Consider the following 20,671-nt stretch of genomic DNA (forward strand, 5'->3'; position numbering starts at 1 on the left):
TGAGCCGGGAAAAACTACGCGTGCGATGCGCTGAGTTGCGTTCAATAACGTGCACTTAAACCGCTCTGTAATCAGCAGAGCAAACTACTACGCCTGCAAAAAACACCCCAAAAACAACAAGTGACTTTTCCCACAAGCATTTAGGAAGCCCAACAAAGACAAGGCAGTAAGTTACCTCTTACTGTCTCCCCCCTCTGTAAGAACAAATCTTGTTGGACGTTCCATCCACGTCCATTCGACCTGCCCGACGCAATGAACAGCAGGAGTTGCCATGCCCGGCCAGCGCGATGTGCGTTTTACCTTCAGCTCGACGGCTGACATTGACTTTGATGTGGTGTCTTTTGAACTGAACGAGGGTATTTCCCAACTCTATCGTTTGACCATCGAGCTGGTCAGTGCAACCGCCGACGCCGACTTTGCCACCCTGCTCGACCAGCCTGCGGCTCTGACCCTCTGGCAGGGCAACCAGGCCGTTCGCCATGTGCATGGCCTGATCAGTCGTTTCGAACAGGGCCAGACCGGCTTTCGCCGCACCCGCTACCGCGCCGAGATCGAACCGCAGCTGGCCCGCGCGCAACTGCGCTCCGACTGGCGCATCTTCCAGAAACGCAGCGTGCCGCAGATCCTTGAACAACTGTGCAAGGAGCGTCAATGGGGCCAGGCCCGCCAGCACCTGAGCGAAACCCACCTGCCCCGCGAGTACTGCGTGCAGGCGGGCGAACTGGACCTGGACTTCTACCTGCGCCTGGCGGCCGAGGAAGGCTTGCTGTCGAGCTTCGAGCACAGCGAAGCCGGCCATCGGCTGATCCAGGCCGACCATATCGCGACCTTCGGCGCCATCGAGGGCGGGCCGGTGGTGTATGAGGCCAATCCGGGGGGCGAAGCCTGGCAACCGTCCCTGCGCCAGTTCACCTACCGCGAACAGGTACGGACCAGCTGCCAGACCCAGCGTGACTACACCTTCAGCCATCCGCGCTACAACCTGGAGCAAAACGTGCTGGCCGCCGAGATGGGCAGCCAGACCGTCGACTACGAGCGCTACGACTACCCCGGTCGCTACAAGCACGACGACGCCGGCAAACCCTTCACCCAGACCCGCCTCAAGGCCCTGCGCGGTGATGCGCGCACCGCCGAGGTCGAAGGCGACGATGCGCGTCTGCTGCCGGGCAAGGCCTTCACCCTCAGTGGCCATCCCCGCGAAGACCTCAACAGCGGCTGGCGGCCAATCCAGATCAAGCACCAAGGCCGCCAGCACACCGCCCTGGAAGAAGAGTCTGCCGAAAGCGAACACGGCACCTGGTACAGCCTGACCGCCACCTTGATCCCCGATACCGTTGAATGGCATGCCCCGGCGCGCCCCAAGCCATGCATCGAAGGGCCACAGATCGCCATGGTGGTCGGCCCGGCCAAAGAGGAAATCTACTGCGACGAGCATGGCCGCGTGCGCGTGCAGTTTCCCTGGGACCGCGAAGGCTGCGAAGACGATCGCAGCTCGTGCTGGGTGCGCGTCGCCCAGACCTGGGCCGGGGCGGGCTGGGGGCATGTGGCCCTGCCGCGGATCGGCCAGGAAGTGGTGGTGGGCTTTCTCCACGGCGATCCGGACCAGCCAATGATCATGGGCCGCAGCTATCACGCGATCAACCGCCCACCGTACCGCTTGCCCGAGTTCAAGGCACTGAGCCCGCTGCGCAGCAAAGAGCACCACGGCCAGCGCCACAACGAACTGCGCCTGGACGACACCAGCGGGCAGATCAGCGCCACCTTGATGAGCGATCACGCCGCCAGTGCCTTGAACCTGGGCTACCTGACCCATCCCCGGCCCGGTGGCGGGCAGCCCCGGGTGAAGGCTTCGAACTGCGCACCGACGCCCACGGCGTGGTGCGTGCCGGCGGCGGCCTGCTGCTGACCAGCGAACTGCGCGCCCGCGCCGCCTCCCACCACACCGACCTGCCGCAAACCGCCGAACGCCTGAAGACCGCCCAGCAATACCACGCCACTTTCGCCAGCGAAGCCCGCGACCACCTGGCCCAGGAAAGCGGCGACCAGGACGAAGTCGCCGATGCGCTTCAGGCCCAGCACGACGGCATACGCGGCCGCGGTACCGGCAACCCCAATGCCAATCAATACCCCGAGTTCAGTGAACCCTTCCTGGTCCTCGACAGCCCGGCCGGGATCGCCAGCAGCACGCCGCAATCCACCCACCTGGCCAGCGGCGAACACCTGGGCCTGAGCAGTGGCGGGCACACCAGCCTGGCCGTCGGCAAGCGCCTGCTGATCAGTGTCAGCCGAGGCCTGCGCACCTTCGTGCAAAGCCTCGGCTGGCGCCTGGTCGCAGCCTCCGGCGATATCGACATCCGCGCCTTGAAAGACAGCATCAACCTGCTGGCCAAACTCAAGGTCACCGTCAGCGCCGAACGCATCATCCTCAGCGCCAAGGAGGAGCTGGTGATCCAGGCGGCGGGCAGCAGCACCACCTACAACGCCGGCGGCATCAGCCACGCCACCAGCGGCGTGTACACAACCCACGCCACAGACTTTCTCTACAAAGGCGCAAAGAGCCAGGCGGCGGCCTTTCCTGAAGGGCCAAAAGCCGGCAAAGGCAATCTTGAGCTGTTCCAGCACTACGCCAATGGTTTTGCGTTCAAGGGCTCGGAGTATCAGGTCGAGGATGCACTCGGGCAGGTTTTCAAGGGCACGCTGGATGACAACGGGTTTGCGGCGGTGGCAGGCCTGGCGCCAGGACCGGTCAAGGTGCTGTTCGGCACAGACAAGACTCGCGCCGCCTCGGCAGCGCCATTTGCAGAGCAAGCAGCACGATCAGCAGCGACACCCGGCGCCATGACTACCTTGCGGCCGTCGCAGGTCATCCAGCAGACGTTGGACCGCCTCTTCGCAATGGAGTCCGCTGATAAAGGACTGCCCCTCTCCCTTCCCGCTATTCCCGCAAATCGAACCAGTAACGGAGGCGGCCCGAATGGCTCGATGTGAAGGTGCGGTCGCGCCCAAGAATACTTTTACCGAAGAGGATGTAAGGGCTGGCACCGACAAACTGGCGCAGTGGCTGACCGTGCTCACCGGTGATGCCGTCAACTGGCGCACTGTTATTACTGTCGGTGAAATGCTACCCGTCGCGGGCTCGATCTTCGCTGCGGCCGATGCGATCGGCGACATCATTGAGCTGGCCCAGGGCGACGCCACCTACAGGGCCGATCTCTACAATTGGGTCGGCCTGGGGATCAACCTGTTCGGCCTGGTTCCTCTTCCTGGAGTCGGAGCAGCCCGAGCGGTCATGCGCCCTTCACTGAAGACCCTCAGAACCACCAAAGGCGACATCAGCCAGGCGCTGCTGACTACCATAGAAAGCGCGCTGGCCGATGTCTGCCCCGGCGATCTCGAGGCATTCATCAAGGAGGTTGAAGCCACCCTGCACAGCATCCTCAAGGCCTTTGCACAAAAGGTCATCGAGGTTTGTAAATTCCTTGCTGACCTCATCCGCTCGGTGGCAAGCGGCGTTGTACAGGACGTGGCACTGACCGTGCTCTTTCCCGGAATCAGCCTGGTAGTTGAAGCGGCCGATGCCTTCAAGAGACGCACCGGATTCGGCTTTGGAAAAGACGATATCGGCTTAGGCGACAGACAAAAGCAACAGTTGCAGAAAACCCTTGAGCCCGTTGCGGCGAGCATCGAGCAGATTGGCAATATCGCCAGCGACAAGATCATCCAGACAGGCAGTGAAACCAATCCGGACAGCCTTCTTAGCATCATCAGGGCGCTTTCCAGTGCCTTGCAGCGACGCAAGAATGCCCCACGCCAGGCGAATATGGCGCCTGGCAGAACCAACGAAGCCAGAAGGCCACAGCCGCAAAATGGCACTCAAGCCAGTCCGGCCCAGCGCTCTGCCCGTGCTGACGGTAACTGCCAAAAGCAGGGAAGCAAAGCTGGCACCCAGTGCAGCATCAGCTTCGCCATGGGCAGCGAAACAATTGTCCATACCGACTTCGAGCTTCCCGGCACCTTCCCCCTGGTGTGGAACAGGACTTACCGTTCCTCACTCTCAGCCTTTGACAACAACCCGTTCGGTGCCCGCTGGATCACGCCGTTCTCCAGCCGCTTGGATCTGAGCGAAGATCAACTCACCTACCATGCGACCGATGGGCGTAGCCACCACTACCCGCTTCCCGACGTTCACCATCACCATCTCGACCCGATTGAAAACCTGGTCATTGCGCGCACCAGCAAAAACAGATTGGTACTGCTTCGGGGGCATGACAGCCAGGAGCACTACGAACGGGTAAGCAATCAGTTCCGCCTGACAGCCATCAGCCTGCGCGGCGGTGCCCGCATTGCCTTGCACTACGAGCACCAACACGCTGAACACAGCGTGCTCTCGGATTTGCTCACCTACCAGAACGACACCCCGCACCAGCACATCCATACCCAGATCGACGACCAGGGCCGAATCAAGGCACTTTGGCTCATGCATGACGGCCAAGCGCTTCGACAGTTGGCACGTTATGAGTTCGACCACCAGGGTGACCTGCGCGCCGCCCGCGACGAGCACGATGCTCAATGGAACTATGACTACCAGCACCATCTGCTAACCCGCTACACCGACCGCACCGGTCGCGGCATGAACCTGCAATGGCAAGGCAACGGGCCGGATGCCAAAGCGGTTCGAGAATGGGCCGACGATGGCAGCCAGGACACCCGCCTGAGCTGGGACCCGAACATCCGCCTGACACGCCTGCTCGACGCCAACGGTCAAGAGACGCTGTATTACTACGATGTCCTCGGCTACACCTACCGCATCATCCATCCCGATAGCAACGAGGAGTGGTTCTACCGCGACGACGCCAAGAACCTCACCCAGCACATCCACACCGACGGCAGTGTCGACAGCTACGCCTACGATGACCGCGGCAACCTGGTCCAGCACACCCGCCCCGACGGCACCAGCGTCCACCATGCCTACGACGACCAGGACCTGCGCTTCAAGACCCGCGATGCCGAGGGCGGGCTGTGGAAGTACGACTACGACCCGCGCGGCAACATCATCGAAACCCTCGATCCGCTGGAGCACAAGACCCAGTACAGATACAACAGCGACAACCTGCCCGTTGCCATCATCGACGCCAACGGCGCAGAGAAAAAACTCGCCTACAACGCCGACGGCCAGCTGATCCGCTACACCGACTGTTCCGGCAAAACCAGCCAATGGCGATACAACGCGCTGGGGCAACTGTCCCAAGTCACCGACGCCGCGGGCATGGTCACCAGCTACCATTACCAGGCAGGTCAGCTCAGCCGTATTGTTCACCCGGACAAGACCGAGGAGCGTTTCGAGCGCGATGCCGAAGGCCGTCTTCTCGACCACATCGACGCCCTGCAGCGCCGCACCGTCTGGCAATACAACGAAGCAGGGCTGATCCAGCAACGCCAGAACGCCGATGGCAGCATCCTCAACTACCGCTGGGACCGGCTTGGCCAGCTTGTCGAGCTGCGCAACGAGAACAACAGCACGGCTACCTTCAAGTACGACCCGGTTGGCCGCCTGCTGAAGGAAACCGGTTTCGACCAGCAAACCACCCACTACCTCTACGACAACGGCAGCAACCAACCTACCCGCCGCCTTGATGGCGATCGCGTCACCTGTTTCGAATACGACCCCCTGGGCCGACTGCTAATGCGCCAGGCAGGCCAGAGGACGGCGCAGCAATGGCAAACCGAAACGTTCGCCTACGACGGTAACGGCAACCTGCTGCTCGCCGAGAACGACGCCTGCAAGCTGCAATGGTTCTACGATGCCGCCGGCAACAACACGCGCGAACACCAGTACCTGCGCTACCTGAAAAAGCCCCATGTTGCCATCTGGCGGCACGAGTATGACGCGCTGAACCAGCGGGTTGCCACGGTCCGTCCCGATGGCCATCGGGTCAGTTGGTTGACCTATGGCAGCGGCCACCTGCTGGCGCTGAAGCTGGACGATCGGGAACTGCTGAATTATCAGCGTGACGACCTGCACCGAGAGATTGGCCGCGAGCAAGGCAACGGCCTGCAACAACGCCAGAGCTGGACACCGAACGGTCACTTGCAGGAACAGACCGTCGCTCGACGCGGTGAGTCGAGCCGCTTGTCAGTGCGCAACTACCGTTACGACGTTGCCGGTCAGCTCACCAACATCCAGGACCTGCGCCGTGGCGCCATCAACTACCGCTACGATCCTGTTGGCCGCCTGCTCGAAGCAGGCAGTTTGGCAAATAGCGAACATTTCGCCTTCGACCCGGCCAGCAACCTCCTCGACCCGCAGGCACCCCAGGAGCGCAACAGCTACCCGCGCAGCAAACTGCTCGACAACCTGCTACGCGACTACTGTGGCAAGCACTACCTCTACGACGAACGCGGCAACCTCAAGGAGCGCATCGAGAACGGCAAGAAAGCCACCTTCAGCTGGGACCTCTACGACCGCTTGACTCACTACGAGGATGATCGGCTGACTGTCTACTATGCCTATGACGCCCTCGGCCGGCGCCTGTGCAAGCGCTCCCGCGCCAAGTACCAGCACCGCCGCGAGGCCGGTCCCGCATGGAACCAGAACGAACAGCGCAAGCTCGATCAGCAGTACGGCTGCGGCAACACCCTCTACGGCTGGGATGGCGACACCCTGGCCTTCGAAAACCGCACCCATGACCTTGGCGGCCGCCTGACCCACTACGTGTACGAGCCCGGCACCTTCGTGCCCGTTGCTCAAGCGGTGGAACACCGCTCCATCAAGTTGCTGCTCGAGCCTGTCTACGACTTCCCCTACGACATCGAGCGTGATCCCGTCTGGCAGCACAAGCCCGCGCCAACGCCCTTCGATGCGTTTGCCTGGTACCAGTGCGACCACCTGGGCACGCCCATGGAGCTTACCGACGAACAGGGCGAAGTGGCCTGGAGCGGCACCTACAAGGCCTGGGGCGCGGCACAGGAGAAACGCAGCGACACCGCCAAGCACGCGGGCATCCACAATCCGTTGCGCTTTCAGGGGCAGTACTTCGATGTCGAGACAGGGCTGCATTACAACCGGTATCGGTACTATGATCCGGGGGTCGGGCGGTTTGTTGGGAAGGATCCGATCGGGTTTGCGGGTGGGTTGAATGTTTATGCCTATGCGCCGAATCCGGTTGAGTGGGTTGACCCGATGGGGCTCGCTAAGCGGGGCCCCGTACCAGGAGGAAAAGGTCCGCATAACGAAGCTATTGCTCAGTGGGGACAAGAAGTAGTAGATGCTAACGGAACCGTGCATGCTGGTGGCGGAAGGAAACCAGAGAGGCTCATACCTACACCTGGCGGACATAAGCAAGGACGCAGACCGGATATAATATTCGAGGAAAAGGATGGGAAAATCATCTACGGCAATGTAGGAAGACAAAAAGCAGATGGCACTCCGGTATCTCGGGAAGTCGGCGCAATAAATGATCTAAAAACAAAAACAACAGGAAACGACACACCTGCCGAAGTTCAATTCAGACCATACTGCCCCTGCAAAACCAAAGGACAACATTAAGTGGACATAAATATATTCATGACATTCGATGAATTCATTGAAATAGTTACGAAATTAACATCAAGCACCCAGCTAAATCTATATGCATCCGATGACTATTCCAAACCGTACACACCAATCGAAACCACCACGCTACCTACTAGACATCATCAAACTTCCTTCCTTGTTGGTCCCAAGGACAAAGACGAAAATATACTGGGGCCTGAGCAAAAAAACCTAACCAGGGAGAATAAGGTTGGATTTGTAACAGCTACATTTGGCGGAGAGGACGAGTTCGCCATTGGCGCTTCGCACTTTGGGGCTGACTCTTCTCAAACCGCAACATTAATTAATCGCGAGCTAAGAAAGCTACTCAAAACTCTCGCACACAAAAATCTAATTGACGCTAACGGCAACACAGTTCGCAACCACTACTGGACGGACTCCGCCCTCGCTAGCGGAAAGAACTGGCATCGCTTCTTACGTAAAGGTGAGCAAAAGCGACACAACTTGAACTTAGGGTACCGCCCCGGACCAACCTAGTCCTACAAACAGTATATATTCTATTGTTGAGCACTGAATGAGATCCATAATAAGAATTGACGATATAACGGACCACGGCGGTTCAGTTATTAGCTCTATCCCTCACACCAGCCTTGGCGGTCGCTCGATGGCCGGCAAAGGCAACCTAGTCTCCTGCCCGCTCTGCAAAGGCATCTTTCCCATCATCGAAGGCAGTAGCACCTACAGCATCAACGGTATCCCGGTCGCGCTCGACGGCATGAAAACCGCCTGCGGTGCCAGCCTGATTGCCAGCGCCTCTCACGGCAGCGTGCATCGATAACCCGAAACTAAAGAGCACTTTGTTCGCACGGATTGCGACCACACCTCAGCGTCAACGGAGGATGAGGCCATGGGCCAACTGAAAACCCGAATTGCCGAGCTGAAGCACACCCTGCAACAGCTTGTCGAGCACAACGTCCACAACCCGGACGACGATGACCACTGGAGCGGCGTGCTGTTCTTTTGCGCTACTGACGAACGCACCCGCACTCTGGTTGAACAGGTTGAAACCCTCGCCAGCGAGCTGTTCTTCGACCCTCAAGGCAGGGCCCTGCGCCACCGCATGCGCACCGCCTGCATTGACGGCGTCATCATCCAGGAGTCAATGCCCTCCCGCGGCGATGAAACGGTTATCTGCATCGAGTTATTACAAGCAGGTCGTATCACCGTGAGTGCTGCCAGGGAGTAAGGGCTACCGCTTGAATCCTTGGCCTTCGACCCGGCCAGCAACCGCGCCAAGTACCAGCACCGCCGCGAGGCCGGTGCCGCATGGAACCAGAACGAACAGCGCAAGCTCAATCAGCAGTACGGTTGCGGCAACATCCTCTACGGCTGGGATGGCGACACCCTGGCCTTCGAAAACCGCACCCATGACCTTGGCGCCCGCCTGACCCACTACGTGTACGAGCCCGGCACCTTCGTGCCCGTTGCTCAAGCGCTGGAGCACCGCTCCATCAAGTTGCTGCTCGAGCCCGTCTACGACTTCCCCTACGACATCGAGCGGGATCCCGTCTGGCAGCACAAGCCCGCGCCAACACCCTTCGATGCGTTTGCCTGGTACCAGTGCTACCACCTGGGCACGCCCATGGAGCTTACCGACGAACAGGGCGAAGTGGCCTGGAGCGGCACCTACAAGGCCTGGGGCGCGGCACAGGAGAAACGCAGCGACACCGCCAAACGCGCGGGCATCCACAATCCGCTGCGCTTTCAGGGGCAGTACTTCGATGTCGAGACAGGGCTGCATTACAACCGGTATCGGTACTATGATCCGGGGGTCGGGCGGTTTGTTGGCAAGGATCCGATCGGGTTTGCGGGTGGGTTGAATGTATTTGCTTATGTGCCGAATCCAACCCATTGGACAGACCCATTAGGATTAAAGGCAAAGATCAACTGCCCAATATGTTGTGATGGATCACACGGAAGATCAAATAAGCAGGAGCGGCTTCTAGAGCTTGCAAACGACCCTAATCAGCCCAGACATGTTCGCGGATGGATACGCAATGAAATTCGTCACATTGAAACAGGGAACCGCACATCAATTCGCCTCCCTGGGAATTCGAGGAACTCCAGAGCTCCTGGCCGAGAGCTCGCCCATGGACGCAACACTACCGCGAAAACAGGACACTGCTATCGTCACTCAGCTCTCCAGGACGCCGACTTGCACAAAACACAACACAAAATAGGAGGTTATTAAGTGCAACACCACCCCAAAAAAATCAGCAACATCGTATCTCTATCAAAGAAAGAGCGATACGAGTATTTCCTTCGAAAAGTCACTGACTCCATGAAACTATGGGGACTATTCGATGCTGGATGGGCAACCCTCCAAGCCGAGAATTCGACTATAGTTCCTCTCTGGCCCGAGGAGTGCTTTGCCAAAATTTGCGCCACCAATGAATGGAGTAACCTAGAACCCCAACACATTGATCTGCAAAGTTTTATAGACAAGTGGATTCCAGGACTAGAAGGTGATAACCATTTGTGCTTAATATTCCCTACCCCTAGCGATCAAGGAATGATAATCACTGCCCACTCTCTACATCACGACTTGAAGAGGGAACTTTCCCAATATGAATAACCCGACACTACGATCATGGGTAGTTTGTTGTTGAAACGCAAACTGTTGAGAATCGCTCCATCAGCAGTACCACCCGGACGACGATGACCACTGGAGCGGCGTGCTGTTCTTCTGCGCCACGGACGAACGTACCCGTACATTGGTCGAGCAAGTTGAAATCCTCGCCAGCGAGCTATTCTTCGATCCACAAGGCAGGGCCCTGCGCCACCGCATGCGCACCGCCTGCATTGACGGCGTCATCATCCAGGAGTCAATGCCCTCCCGCGGCGATAAAACGGTTATCCGCATCGAGGTGTTACAAGCAGGTCGTATCACCGTGAGTGCTGCCAGAGCGTGACGGCTACCCGCGCAGCAAACTGCTCGATAACCGGCTGCGCGACTATTGCGGCAAATATTACGTCTACGACGAACGCGGCAACCCCGGGTGACCACTCAACCAATTTGCAAGACAATGTGTCCAGGCGACCGGTCAGTCGAGTGTATGAAATGTCGTTGAGGCGCGTACCAGAGCCTTGGCTGAAAGCATTAAGCAAAAGCGCCATGCTTCGCGCCCTGGCCACTTGAGATTTCACCCCATCCCGCCGCTTGCCCTGTGCACGCTCCTTGCCCGAAGATCCAGCCTGGCGATAGCAGATCGTCGAAACAACTCAGGCAAAGGACTTACCGTGAACAACAAGAAATCGCCAAACTCAGGCGACAGCCTCTCACCGCCCTGGACCACCCATATGCCGCGCGCACTGCACCAGCTGGAGCAGTTTCGCCGCGAGTACACTCGCAACTGGCGGGTCAATGCCAACAGCCACCGCAACCAGGGACACTATGCCTGGATGACCGCTCAGGTTGAGGGCTACCTGCGCATCCTGGAGATTGGTTGCGGCGTCGGCCATTCCACCCTGGCGCTGCTGAAGAATGGTCACAGCGTGGTCTGCGTGGAAGAGAACCCCCACTGCATTGCAGCCACTCAGGCCCTGCTCTCAGAACACGGCTACTCGGTCGCGGTCATTGCACGCGAATCTGCCCAAAGCCTGGACGACAACGCCTACCGACTCGACTACTGCGCGCCGGGTGATGCGCCCAAGGCCGACTGCCTGCTGATCGAAGGCGATGCCCTGGGTGACCCGCAGCTCGAGCAGTGGCTCAAGGCCCAGCCTCGATTCGACGCGGTGGCCTGCTGGCTGCTCGGCACCCACAACGCCCGAGGCCACAACGTCGCGGTGGACACTCGCCTGATGCCAACCGCCTTCGAGCACCGAATTTTCGTGCAGAACAGCGTCTATGAACTGGCCGATGAAGTGCTGCGTCCCGGCGGATTGTTGAGCGTGATCGACCGTGGGCAAACACCCGACACGGACGTTCTCAAGCACGCCGTCCTTGGCGGTCACCGTGATCAGGCCAGTGTCACCTCATTGCAGGTCGAGAAGCTGGAGCACACGCCCTACATGCACACCCGCGAGGAAGGTGCGATGGGGATGCAACTGACAGCCCCCGTAGCCTCTGCCGTACCGACCGGTCCCGTGACGCTGTCGCTGACGGCGGTTACTTCGCGCAAACCCTGAAGCGGCTGCCCCGCCCTGCGTGGGCGGGCACTGCCACTTCACAGACCGTCAATGGAGAGCCAATGGACAACCCGCACCGAAACCTCAAGGCCGCTGCCGATATCCGCCAAACCCTGAAGGCCCTGCAAGAAAGCCTGCCACTTTTGGTAGCCAAAGGCTTTGCCAAGGAAGCGCATCGAATTGGCGAAATCGTCAAAGACACGCAGAAGACGATGGACCGCATTGCCGTAGACACGGATGGTGAATTCACCTCAAGGCACTGATGGTTCAGCGATGCGTCAGAGCCCTGGACCAGACACCTGCCCAGCACCGAACAGCAGAAACGAAAAAAGGCCCCGAAGGGCCTTTTTTCTATCACCACAGCACTCTGCTGAATGCTGTAGCGCCATATTTGGAGCGGGAAACGAGACTCGAACTCGCGACCCCGACCTTGGCAAGGTCGTGCTCTACCAACTGAGCTATTCCCGCGTCGTGATGGGGGCTATTGTAACGATTCAATAAATCTCGTCAAGCCCTTGATTCAAAAAAGCTTTATTTCTGCTCCGAGCCTTCGCGCAGGTGCGGCCAGGCGGCGCGCAGGTAGTGCACCATCGACCACAGGGTCAGGCCGGCAGAAATCATCAGCAAGGCGTAGCCAAGAATCACCCAGAAGGTCAGCACCGGCGGGTTGGCCAGCAGGATCACCAGGGCGAGCATTTGCGCTGCGGTCTTCCACTTGCCCAGGTTCGACACCGCCACGTGCGCCCTCGCCCCAAGCTCGGCCATCCACTCGCGCAGCGCCGAGACCACGATCTCGCGGCCGATGATCACCGCCGCCGGCAGGGTCAGCCAGAAGTTGGCGTGCACTTGCACCAGCAATACCAGGGCCACCGCCACCATCAGCTTGTCGGCCACCGGGTCCAGGAAGGCACCGAACGGCGTGCTCTGCTGCAGGCGACGGGCCAGGTAACCGTCCAGCCAGTCAGTGGCCGCGGCGATGGCGAAGACACTGCTCGCTGCGATATAGCTCCAGTGATACGGAACATAGAACAGCAAAATGAAGATCGGAATGAGCAGGACGCGAAGAACGGTAAGCAGATTTGGAATATTCATCGGCACAACTGGCTGCAAAGTGAGCGGGCATTCTACTCGCTATGCAGGTTGGCATAAATCGACTCGGCAAGCTTTTTACTGATTCCCGGTGCTTTGGCGATTTCTTCGACGCTGGCGCGGGTCAGCTCCTGCAAGCCACCGAAGTGCTTGAGCAGGTCGCGGCGGCGTTTCGGGCCGACCCCGGCGACGCCTTCAAGGGTCGAGGTGCGGCGGGTCTTGCCGCGGCGGGCGCGGTGGCCGGTGATGGCGAAGCGGTGGGCTTCGTCGCGAATCTGCTGGATCAGGTGCAGCGCTGGCGAGTCGCCCTTGAGGGTGAACTCGTGGGCCACGTCGTTCAGGTACAGGGTTTCGAAACCGGCCTTGCGCGTGGTGCCCTTGGCCACCCCGAGCAAAATCAGGTCGGGCACCGCCAGTTCCTGCAGCACTTCACGGGCCATGTTCAGCTGGCCCTTGCCGCCGTCCACCAGCAGCACGTCGGGCAGCTTGCCCTCACCGTCCTTGAGCCGGCCAAAGCGCCGGGTCAGGGCCTGGTGCATGGCCGCATAGTCATCGCCCGGGGTTACGCCTTCGATGTTGTAGCGGCGGTAATCGGACTTGAGCGGCCCTTCCGGGCCAAACACCACGCACGAGGCGACGGTGGCTTCGCCGCTGGAATGGCTGATGTCGTAGCACTCCAGGCGCTGCGGGGTTTCGTCCAGGGCCAGCACCTGGGCCAGGGCCTCGAAGCGCGAGGCCATGTGCTGGCGGTTAGCCAGGCGCGCGCCCAGTGCCTGCTCGGCATTGGTCACCGCCAGTTGCTGCCAGCGCGCACGGGTGCCGCGCACCCGGTGGCTGATGGTCAGCTCGCGGCCGCGCAGGGTTTCGATCGCGGCGGTGATGGCGGCAAAATCCTCGTGGACAACGTTGACGATCAGCTCGCCCGGCAGTTCGCGCTCGGCGTTGCCCACGTAATACTGCGAGAGGAATGCGGCCATGACCTCGGCCACCTCCTCCTCGATGCCCACTTGCGGGAAGAAGTTCTTGCTGCCCAGCACCCGCCCGCCGCGCACGCTGATCAGGTGCACGCAAGCACCGCCGGGGTTGACGAAGGCGGCGACGACATCGACGTCGCCGCTGCCGCCTTCCATGCTCTGCTGGTCCTGCACGCGGCGCAGCAAGGCGATCTGGTCGCGCAGCTCGGCGGCCCTCTCGAACTCCAGGGCCATGGCCGCCTGTTCCATCTCGGCGTTCAGCTCGTTGGTCAGCTGGTGGCTACGGCCTTCAAGGAACATCACCGAGTGGCGCACATCCACCGCGTATTCTTCGGGTTCGACCAGGCCGACACAAGGCGCCTTGCAGCGCTTGATCTGGTACTGCAGGCACGGCCGGGTGCGGTTGCTGTAGTAGCTGTCTTCACACTGGCGGACGAAAAAGGTCTTTTGCAGCAGGCTCAGGCTTTCGCGGATGGCGCCAGCACTGGGGTACGGGCCGAAGTATTTGCCCTTTTGCTTCTTCGCCCCACGGTGGATGCCCAGGCGCGGGTAGTCGCCGTCGGAAAGAAACACATAAGGATAGGATTTGTCGTCGCGCAGCAGGATGTTGTACGGCGGCCGCCATTCCTTGATCAGGGTCTGCTCGAGCAGCAGCGCCTCGGTCTCGTTGGCGGTGATGGTGGTTTCGACCTGGGCGATGCGCGCCACCAGGGCAGCCGTCTTCGGCGCCAGGCCAGCTTTGCGAAAGTAACTGGCGAGGCGCTTCTTGAGGTTCTTGGCCTTGCCCACATACAGCAGCCGGGCCTCAGCGTCGAACATCCGGTAGACGCCCGGGCGACCGCTACAGGTCGCCAGGAATGCGCTTGAATCGAACACAGGTGTCATGAATGCGCTCAGAGACTGGCGTCAACCATGCCGTGGCGGACCGCCAGCAGCGTCAGCTCGACGTCGCTGGTGACCGAGAGTTTTTCGAAGATCCGGTAACGGTAAGTATTGACCGTTTTCGGTGACAGGCACAGCTTGTCGGAGATGATCTGCACCTTCTGGCAACCGACGATCATCAGTGCGATCTGGATTTCCCGCTCCGACAACGCATCGAACGGCGAGCCTTGCGGCTGGAACGACTTGAGCGCCAGTTGCTGGGCAATCTGCGGGCTGATGTAGCGCTGGCCGGCAAACACCAGGCGAATGGCCTGGACCATTTCGTCCAGCCCGGCGCCCTTGGTCAGATAGCCGGCGGCGCCAGCCTGCAACAGGCGGGTGGGGAACGGGTCTTCTTCGCAGACGGTCACCGCCACCACTTTCACGTCCGGGTGGCTGCGCAGCAGTTTGCGCGTTGCCTCCAGGCCGCCGATACCGGGCATTTTCACATCCATCAGGACCACGTCGGGCTTGAGCTCGCGCGCAACCTTCAGCGATGCCTCGCCAGAGTCGGCCTCGCCCACCACCTGCAAGCCATCGATATCGGCCAGCATGCGCGTGATGCCCGTACGCACCAGATCGTGGTCATCGACCACCAGCACCCTAATCAAGCAGACACCTCGCACTGCGGCGGTAATTGGATCCCGCCACCTTAGCAAAAAATACAGCCGTAGACCTAACGGAAGACGTCATTTACCTGACGTCATTTTTTCATTTACCCGACAGTCGCCCGTACATCCCGCGCTCATAGCCGCCCGCTCTCGCCGGCGGCATCTGGGCACGCTCGGCCAGGCTGCCGAGCAACTGCCGGACGGCAGCCTGGTCGGCCTCTTGCAGCAGGCGAAAACTATTGAGCAACTGTTCTTCCTGGGTGTTCAGGCTGCTGTGTTCGACCGGCGTGTGCACTCCGCTCAATACATACAACGCGTCGACCCCGCGCGCCGCCACTGCCGCCAGGTAGTCGGCCTTGGGCGTGCGCTCGCCGCTTTCATACTTGCCCTGGGCGTTGGGCTCTACCCCGCCAATGTCGCCAAAGGCGCGCTGGGTCAGGCCCAGCCGTTCTCTTTCTTCCCTGATACGCGAACCGATTCCGTTCATTTGCTTGGCGTCCTTTATCCAGCATCCGGATGGATGAGCACACAGCCGTCAATGGCGTGCCTCGAACGAAGCCCGAACTATGCCGCGATCAGCCGCGCGGCACAAGTCAAAGCCCGCCCTACCTGTCCGGGGTTGTCTGGACAACCTGCAACTGGGCCCCACACTTGTTACTCAAGGCGCTAATAAGCCAACAACTTTGCTTAATAGCTAAAGTGCCATCACCGACGAATCAACCGCCACTAATACAACAGCGCGGGGAGAATAAAGAAGTTCCATAGCGCATGCAAAAGCCCCGTCAAAAAAACCGTGAAAATCGTCAAAAGCCACAGATGCAACGGCTTTCTGGCGCCATTTTCTCGGCAAAATGCCGATATCGTATTTTTGACGCCGAACTAACCACAAACTTTATCTTATTGATTTTTAAGTGTTTTTAAACTTTAACAGAGCAGATTTAAACTTTATCCAAGCAAGAGTTAGAGACTGCTTGCCGAAGTTAAAAAAACTCCCTTAGGATGTAATAAGACAACGAAAAACGCTTGCATCGCCTCCTTTTAGCGCGCTGCTTTTTCTTGCGCGTCTGCCGCGTCGACCATGCCGTTTAACTGAGTATCTCGGTCAGCTTTCGCTGCACCTTGGGAGAGGGAACTATGAATATCAGTATTTTTGGATTGGGTTATGTAGGCGCTGTCTGTGCCGGTTGTTTGTCTGCACGGGGCCATCAGGTGCTGGGCGTGGATATCTCGCCGGCCAAGATCGACATGATCAACCAGGGCAAGTCGCCCATTGTCGAGCCGGGCCTTGAGCAACTGCTGCTCGATGGCGTGCGCCATGGCCGCCTGCGCGGCACCACGGATGTCCAGGCTGCGGTACTGGCTACAGAGATGTCGCTGTTGTGCGTGGGTACCCCAAGCAAGAAAAACGGCGACCTGGACCTGGTCTACATGGAAGCGGTGTGCCGCGAAATCGGCACCGCCATGCGCGACAAGGCCAGCCGTCATACCGTCGTGGTGCGCAGCACCGTGCTGCCCGGCACGGCCAAGAACGTGGTGATTCCGATCCTCGAGAAGTACTCCGGCAAGCGCGCCGGCATCGACTTCGGCGTGGCGGTCAACCCCGAGTTCCTGCGCGAAAGCACCGCGATCCAGGACTACGATTTTCCGGCCATGACTGTGATCGGCGAACTGGACGCGCAATCGGGCGACCTGCTGCAGTCGCTGTACCAGGGCCTGGACGCCCCGGTGATCCGCAAGTCGATCGAAGTCGCCGAGATGATCAAGTACACCTGCAACGTCTGGCACGCGACCAAGGTCAGTTTTGCCAACGAGATCGGCAACATCGCCAAGGCCTCCGGCGTCGATGGCCGCGAGGTGATGGATGTGGTCTGCCAGGACTACAAGCTCAACCTGTCGCGCTACTACCTGCGCCCGGGCTTCGCCTTCGGTGGCTCGTGCCTGCCCAAGGACGTGCGCGCCCTCACCTACCGCGCCGGCCAGTTGGACGTCGAGCACCCGCTGCTGGCCTCAATCATGGCCAGCAACCGCAACCAGGTGAAGAACGCCTTCGAGCTGATCACTCGCCAGGACAAGCGCCGCATCGGCCTGCTGGGCCTGAGTTTCAAGGCCGGCAGCGACGACCTGCGCGAAAGCCCGCTGGTGGAGCTGGCGGAAATGCTCATCGGCAAAGGCTACGAGCTCACCATCTACGACGCCAACGTCGAGTACGCGCGGGTGTTCGGTGCCAACCGCGAATACATCGAATCGAAGATCCCCCACGTTTCGTCGCTGCTGTGCAACGACCTGCAGCAGGTGATCCGCGACGCCGAGGTGGTGGTGCTGGGCAACAACGATGACCGTTTTGCGCAGGCCCTGGATGCCAGCGATGGCAAGCAGATCATCGACCTGGTCGGCTTCATGGCCCACGGCAGCGATGCCCGGCGTGAAGGTATCTGCTGGTAAGGCCCCGTACTCCAGCAGAGAGCACTCCAGCCAGAAAGTACTCCATCCAGAGAGTACCCGGCGATTGACCCAGGCGCCCCGCCTGACTGACTGCCCACCTGCCTCCTGCCCGGCCGGCCTTGTCCTGGCCAGGCGCGAACAGTGCGCATGTCATTCAGCCGGGTGCGGCCCGAACACAGGAGCAACGACTACATGGAACGACAGCAACAGCCGCCCTCGGGCCGGCCGGACTACCTGCAGGCAGGCGCGCGGTTTTGCGCCTGGGCCTGCCTGTTCGGCCTGATTGCGCTGGCGTCGGAGATGGTCGCGCCGCAGTATCTCGACCCTGCGCACCATAAGTTCATCTTCATCATCGGTGCACTGGGCATGTGGCGCTATGGCAACGCCATCGTCCATTACCTGCGCGGCATGTACTTTCTGCACTGGAAGTTCCCGCGCATGCGCAAGGCGGTCGAGCGCATGGGCGATGCGGCGCTGCCGGCGCACATGTTCATGGTAGTGACCAGTTTTCGCATCCCCACCCACACCACCTTCAAGGTTTACCAGTCGGTGTTCCAGGAGGTGCAGCGGCTGAAGGTGCCGTGCACGGTGATTGCCTCGATCGTCGAGAAAGGCGACGAGCAGTTCATCAAAGAGATCATGCGCAACGAGGTCAAGGACCGCGACGACATCAAGCTGGTCATCGTCCGCGCCCGTGGCACCGGCAAGCGTGACGGCCTGGCCCATGCCTTTCGCGCCCTGTCACGGCAGATGCCGCTGGAAGACTCGGTGGTCGGCGTGGTCGATGGCGACACCATGATGCTGCCCGGCTGCGTCGAGCGTGCAGTCAAGCTGTTTGCCTACCTGCCCAACGTCGGCGGCCTGACCACCAACGAGTTCTGCGAAGTCGAAGGCAGCAGCCTGATGCGCCAGTGGCACTCGATGCGCTTCGTCCAGCGGCACATCAACATGTGCTCGATGGCCTTGTCGCACCGGGTGCTGACCCTGACCGGACGGCTGTCGTTCTTTCGCGCCAGCGTCATGACCGACCCGGACTTCATCCGCGACGTCGAGGCGGATTTTCTCCAGCACTGGCGCCTGGGGCGCTTTCAGTTTTTGACCGGGGACGACAAGTCGTCGTGGCTGAGCCTGATGCGCGCCGGCTGGGACACTTTCTACGTGCCCGACAGCAACACCCTGACCGTCGAGCATCCACCAGACAACAGCTTCTGGCGCGCCACCCGCCAGTTGATGTTCCGCTGGTACGGCAACTCGCTGCGCCAGAACTTTCGTGCCACCGCCCTGCTCGGCCGCGCTCGCCTGGGCCTGTTCACCCTGTATGTGCTGCTCGATCAGCGGGTGTCGATGTGGACCTGCCTGATGGGCCTGACCGCCTCGGTGGTCGCCGGCATCGTCTTCGGCATCCAGTACCTGCTGGTGTACCTGTTCTGGGTGCTGCTGTCGCGCAGCATCGTCACCGTGCTGTTTCTGTTCGCCGGCCACCCGGTCAGCCCGGTGTACCCGTTCGTTCTTTATTACAACCAGATCATCGGCTCGCTGATGAAAGTCTACGCCCTGTTCCACATGGACCAGCAGAGCTGGACCCGGCAAAAAACCACATTAAGCAACGGCGCCGTCAACTTCGATGCCGCCCTGAACCGCTGGTCCTCGAAGGCGATGCTGTTTTCATCCATCGCGATTTTCTTCGGGGTCATCTCGGTTCTTCTCGAACTCACGCAACGTTAAGGAAAGGCGCCTGCCATGAGTAGCTCAAGCACACCCGCAGTACCGGCCAACGTAGTCCACGAAGCCATCGACGAACGCCAGTACGTGCGCACCAAACTCAATGCCCGGGTCAAGCTCAGCGCGGCCGGCCAGCCGCCGTTCGACAGCACCCTGCAGGACATCTCCCTGGGCGGCATCGGCCTGGTCCACCCCGAGCCGCTGAAGATCGGCAGCCTGTACCACGCCTCGATCCAGCTGCGCCTGAACCAGGTCGACCTGAACATCGACAGCCAGATCAAGATCGTCTCCCAGCGCGGCCAGGAAGTCGGCGCCCAGTTCGTCGAGCTCGATTCGCAAAAGCGCGACATCCTGCGCTACATCATCAGCGCCTACCTGTCGGGCGAAATCGCCGACATCAATGGCCTGTTCAACGTGATGCAGCGGGAAAACTACATCAAGGAACGCAAGCACAAGTACGCCAGTGCGCGCAGCTCCAGCGAGCGCCTCAAGGCCACCCTCGGCACCCTGCTGTATGCCGCCGCCGGCCTCGCCGCGCTGGGCTTTGTCGCCTACAAGTGCTACCTGCTGTTCTTCCGTATCCCGGCAGTACAGGCCCAGGTCTCGGCCAATGCCCAGGTCATCAGCATGCCCGACAACGGCTATGTGAAGTTCCTCCTGGCGCCGGGGCAGACCGAGGTCAAGGCTGGCGCGCCGGTGGCGAGCATTTCCACCCAGCTGGCCACCAGTTTCACCAGCCCGGCCGACATGAAGGCGGTGGCCGACCTCTCGCCCGGCGACCTGCAGACCCTGCTCGGGCGCGCCACCATCGAAACCGTGATCAACAGCCCGTGCGACTGCGAGCTGTACTTCCCGAGCAAGCCCCTCGACGGCTTTGGCTACAAGCAGGCGCCACTGGTGCATCTGCTGCCCAGGGATGAAGGCCTGTTCGTCACCGCCAACGTGCCGTTCGACAAGCTCGCCGACATCGGCCGGGTGACCTCGGTGGACCTCAAGGTGTTCGGCCTGGATGAGACCTTCAGCGGCAAGGTCATCGACTCTCGCGTCGATGAAGCCAACAAGAACCTGGCCCTGACCATCGCCCCCGACAGCCCGCTGCCACGCGCTGCGTACCAGAAGCCGGTGGCGGTGGACCTGTACCTGGGCCTGCCGTTCACGGCGTCGCGCTAAGCACCCCCAAGGAAGGAATA

General features: G+C 60.4%; 18 protein-coding genes and 1 tRNA gene. 14 read left to right on the top strand and 5 right to left on the bottom strand.

Annotated elements, in window-relative coordinates; translation table 11 throughout:
• The first annotated feature begins 271 nt into the window (after nt 1–271).
• From LOY22_RS15285 to LOY22_RS15335, 11 genes are all read left to right on the top strand, one after another.
• Nucleotides 272–1,906, top strand: coding sequence for a type VI secretion system Vgr family protein (locus LOY22_RS15285; protein WP_258593786.1), 1,635 nt, complete (start codon nt 272–274; stop codon nt 1,904–1,906).
• Complete coding sequence (locus tag LOY22_RS15290; RefSeq protein ID WP_258593787.1) at nt 1,876–2,988, top strand: DUF2345 domain-containing protein; 1,113 nt, start codon at nt 1,876–1,878, stop codon at nt 2,986–2,988. Before LOY22_RS15285 ends, LOY22_RS15290 begins: the two co-directional genes overlap by 31 nt.
• Nucleotides 2,975–7,546: an RHS repeat-associated core domain-containing protein gene (locus LOY22_RS15295; protein WP_258593788.1), complete on the top strand. Its 4,572-nt coding sequence runs from the start codon at nt 2,975–2,977 to the stop codon at nt 7,544–7,546. The genes LOY22_RS15290 and LOY22_RS15295 overlap by 14 nt, the downstream gene beginning before the upstream one ends.
• An 18-nt stretch (nt 7,547–7,564) precedes the next feature.
• Nucleotides 7,565–8,068, top strand: coding sequence for a hypothetical protein (locus LOY22_RS15300; protein ID WP_258593789.1), 504 nt, complete (start codon nt 7,565–7,567; stop codon nt 8,066–8,068).
• 37 nt (nt 8,069–8,105) lie between these two features.
• Nucleotides 8,106–8,369: a PAAR domain-containing protein gene (locus tag LOY22_RS15305; protein WP_258593790.1), complete on the top strand. Its 264-nt coding sequence runs from the start codon at nt 8,106–8,108 to the stop codon at nt 8,367–8,369.
• 69 nt (nt 8,370–8,438) lie between these two features.
• Nucleotides 8,439–8,777, top strand: a complete 339-nt coding sequence (locus tag LOY22_RS15310; RefSeq protein WP_258593791.1) for a hypothetical protein — start codon at nt 8,439–8,441, stop codon at nt 8,775–8,777.
• 18 nt (nt 8,778–8,795) lie between these two features.
• Complete coding sequence (locus tag LOY22_RS26910) at nt 8,796–9,782, top strand: RHS repeat-associated core domain-containing protein (RefSeq protein ID WP_309475558.1); 987 nt, start codon at nt 8,796–8,798, stop codon at nt 9,780–9,782.
• The gene (locus LOY22_RS27070) at nt 9,783–10,166 is read left to right on the top strand and encodes a DUF2750 domain-containing protein (protein WP_093381777.1); all 384 of its coding nucleotides are present in this window, start codon (nt 9,783–9,785) and stop codon (nt 10,164–10,166) included.
• Nucleotides 10,167–10,266: 100 nt separating this feature from the next.
• Entirely contained in the window at nt 10,267–10,503 is a 237-nt protein-coding gene (locus LOY22_RS15325; protein WP_258593792.1) for a hypothetical protein, read from the top strand.
• A gap of 388 nt (nt 10,504–10,891) precedes the next feature.
• Nucleotides 10,892–11,722, top strand: coding sequence for a class I SAM-dependent methyltransferase (locus LOY22_RS15330; RefSeq protein WP_258593793.1), 831 nt, complete (start codon nt 10,892–10,894; stop codon nt 11,720–11,722).
• A 62-nt stretch (nt 11,723–11,784) separates the two neighbouring features.
• On the top strand, nt 11,785–11,985 hold the full coding sequence (locus LOY22_RS15335) for a hypothetical protein (protein WP_045194012.1): 201 nt from the start codon (nt 11,785–11,787) through the stop codon (nt 11,983–11,985).
• Between the two features lie 129 nt (nt 11,986–12,114).
• On the opposite strand, the gene LOY22_RS15340 is transcribed toward LOY22_RS15335, so the two are convergent.
• From LOY22_RS15340 to LOY22_RS15360, 5 genes are all read right to left on the bottom strand, one after another.
• Nucleotides 12,115–12,190 (bottom strand) — tRNA-Gly (locus tag LOY22_RS15340).
• A 63-nt stretch (nt 12,191–12,253) separates the two neighbouring features.
• Nucleotides 12,254–12,814: a CDP-diacylglycerol--glycerol-3-phosphate 3-phosphatidyltransferase gene (gene pgsA / locus LOY22_RS15345; RefSeq protein WP_010221879.1), complete on the bottom strand. Its 561-nt coding sequence runs from the start codon at nt 12,812–12,814 to the stop codon at nt 12,254–12,256.
• 32 nt (nt 12,815–12,846) lie between these two features.
• Nucleotides 12,847–14,670, bottom strand: a complete 1,824-nt coding sequence (gene uvrC / locus LOY22_RS15350) for an excinuclease ABC subunit UvrC (protein ID WP_045194013.1) — start codon at nt 14,668–14,670, stop codon at nt 12,847–12,849.
• Nucleotides 14,671–14,678: 8 nt separating this feature from the next.
• The gene (gene uvrY / locus LOY22_RS15355) at nt 14,679–15,317 is read right to left on the bottom strand and encodes a UvrY/SirA/GacA family response regulator transcription factor (protein WP_010221877.1); all 639 of its coding nucleotides are present in this window, start codon (nt 15,315–15,317) and stop codon (nt 14,679–14,681) included.
• Nucleotides 15,318–15,417: 100 nt separating this feature from the next.
• Complete coding sequence (locus tag LOY22_RS15360) at nt 15,418–15,804, bottom strand: helix-turn-helix domain-containing protein (protein ID WP_195884391.1); 387 nt, start codon at nt 15,802–15,804, stop codon at nt 15,418–15,420.
• 647 nt (nt 15,805–16,451) lie between these two features.
• On the opposite strand from LOY22_RS15360, the gene LOY22_RS15365 reads away from it, so the two are divergent.
• The 3 genes from LOY22_RS15365 to LOY22_RS15375 all read left to right on the top strand — a co-directional run bounded on the left by LOY22_RS15365 (nt 16,452) and on the right by LOY22_RS15375 (nt 20,651).
• Nucleotides 16,452–17,759 (top strand): nucleotide sugar dehydrogenase, encoded by a 1,308-nt coding sequence (locus LOY22_RS15365; protein WP_045194015.1) that lies wholly within the window; start codon nt 16,452–16,454, stop codon nt 17,757–17,759.
• Between the two features lie 192 nt (nt 17,760–17,951).
• Entirely contained in the window at nt 17,952–19,484 is a 1,533-nt protein-coding gene (locus tag LOY22_RS15370; RefSeq protein ID WP_082075380.1) for a glycosyltransferase, read from the top strand.
• A gap of 15 nt (nt 19,485–19,499) precedes the next feature.
• On the top strand, nt 19,500–20,651 hold the full coding sequence (locus LOY22_RS15375) for a PilZ domain-containing protein (RefSeq protein WP_213604111.1): 1,152 nt from the start codon (nt 19,500–19,502) through the stop codon (nt 20,649–20,651).
• Nucleotides 20,652–20,671: the final 20 nt, after the last annotated feature.

Source organism: Pseudomonas sp. B21-035, assembly GCF_024748945.1.
Classification (GTDB): Bacteria; Pseudomonadota; Gammaproteobacteria; order Pseudomonadales; family Pseudomonadaceae; genus Aquipseudomonas.

Bases quoted from the DNA above. Each gene is read 5' to 3' on its own strand.
- LOY22_RS15285 (WP_258593786.1), top strand. From the start codon at position 272: ATGCCCGGCCAGCGCGATGTGCGTTTTACCTTCAGCTCGACGGCTGAC.
- LOY22_RS15295 (WP_258593788.1), top strand. From the start codon at position 2,975: ATGGCTCGATGTGAAGGTGCGGTCGCGCCCAAGAATACTTTTACCGAA.
- LOY22_RS15300 (WP_258593789.1), top strand. From the start codon at position 7,565: ATGACATTCGATGAATTCATTGAAATAGTTACGAAATTAACATCAAGC.
- LOY22_RS15305 (WP_258593790.1), top strand. From the start codon at position 8,106: ATGAGATCCATAATAAGAATTGACGATATAACGGACCACGGCGGTTCA.
- LOY22_RS15310 (WP_258593791.1), top strand. From the start codon at position 8,439: ATGGGCCAACTGAAAACCCGAATTGCCGAGCTGAAGCACACCCTGCAA.
- LOY22_RS15330 (WP_258593793.1), top strand. From the start codon at position 10,892: ATGCCGCGCGCACTGCACCAGCTGGAGCAGTTTCGCCGCGAGTACACT.
- LOY22_RS15335 (WP_045194012.1), top strand. From the start codon at position 11,785: ATGGACAACCCGCACCGAAACCTCAAGGCCGCTGCCGATATCCGCCAA.
- pgsA (WP_010221879.1), bottom strand. From the start codon at position 12,814: ATGAATATTCCAAATCTGCTTACCGTTCTTCGCGTCCTGCTCATTCCG.
- uvrC (WP_045194013.1), bottom strand. From the start codon at position 14,670: ATGACACCTGTGTTCGATTCAAGCGCATTCCTGGCGACCTGTAGCGGT.
- LOY22_RS15360 (WP_195884391.1), bottom strand. From the start codon at position 15,804: ATGAACGGAATCGGTTCGCGTATCAGGGAAGAAAGAGAACGGCTGGGC.
- LOY22_RS15365 (WP_045194015.1), top strand. From the start codon at position 16,452: ATGAATATCAGTATTTTTGGATTGGGTTATGTAGGCGCTGTCTGTGCC.
- LOY22_RS15370 (WP_082075380.1), top strand. From the start codon at position 17,952: ATGGAACGACAGCAACAGCCGCCCTCGGGCCGGCCGGACTACCTGCAG.
- LOY22_RS15375 (WP_213604111.1), top strand. From the start codon at position 19,500: ATGAGTAGCTCAAGCACACCCGCAGTACCGGCCAACGTAGTCCACGAA.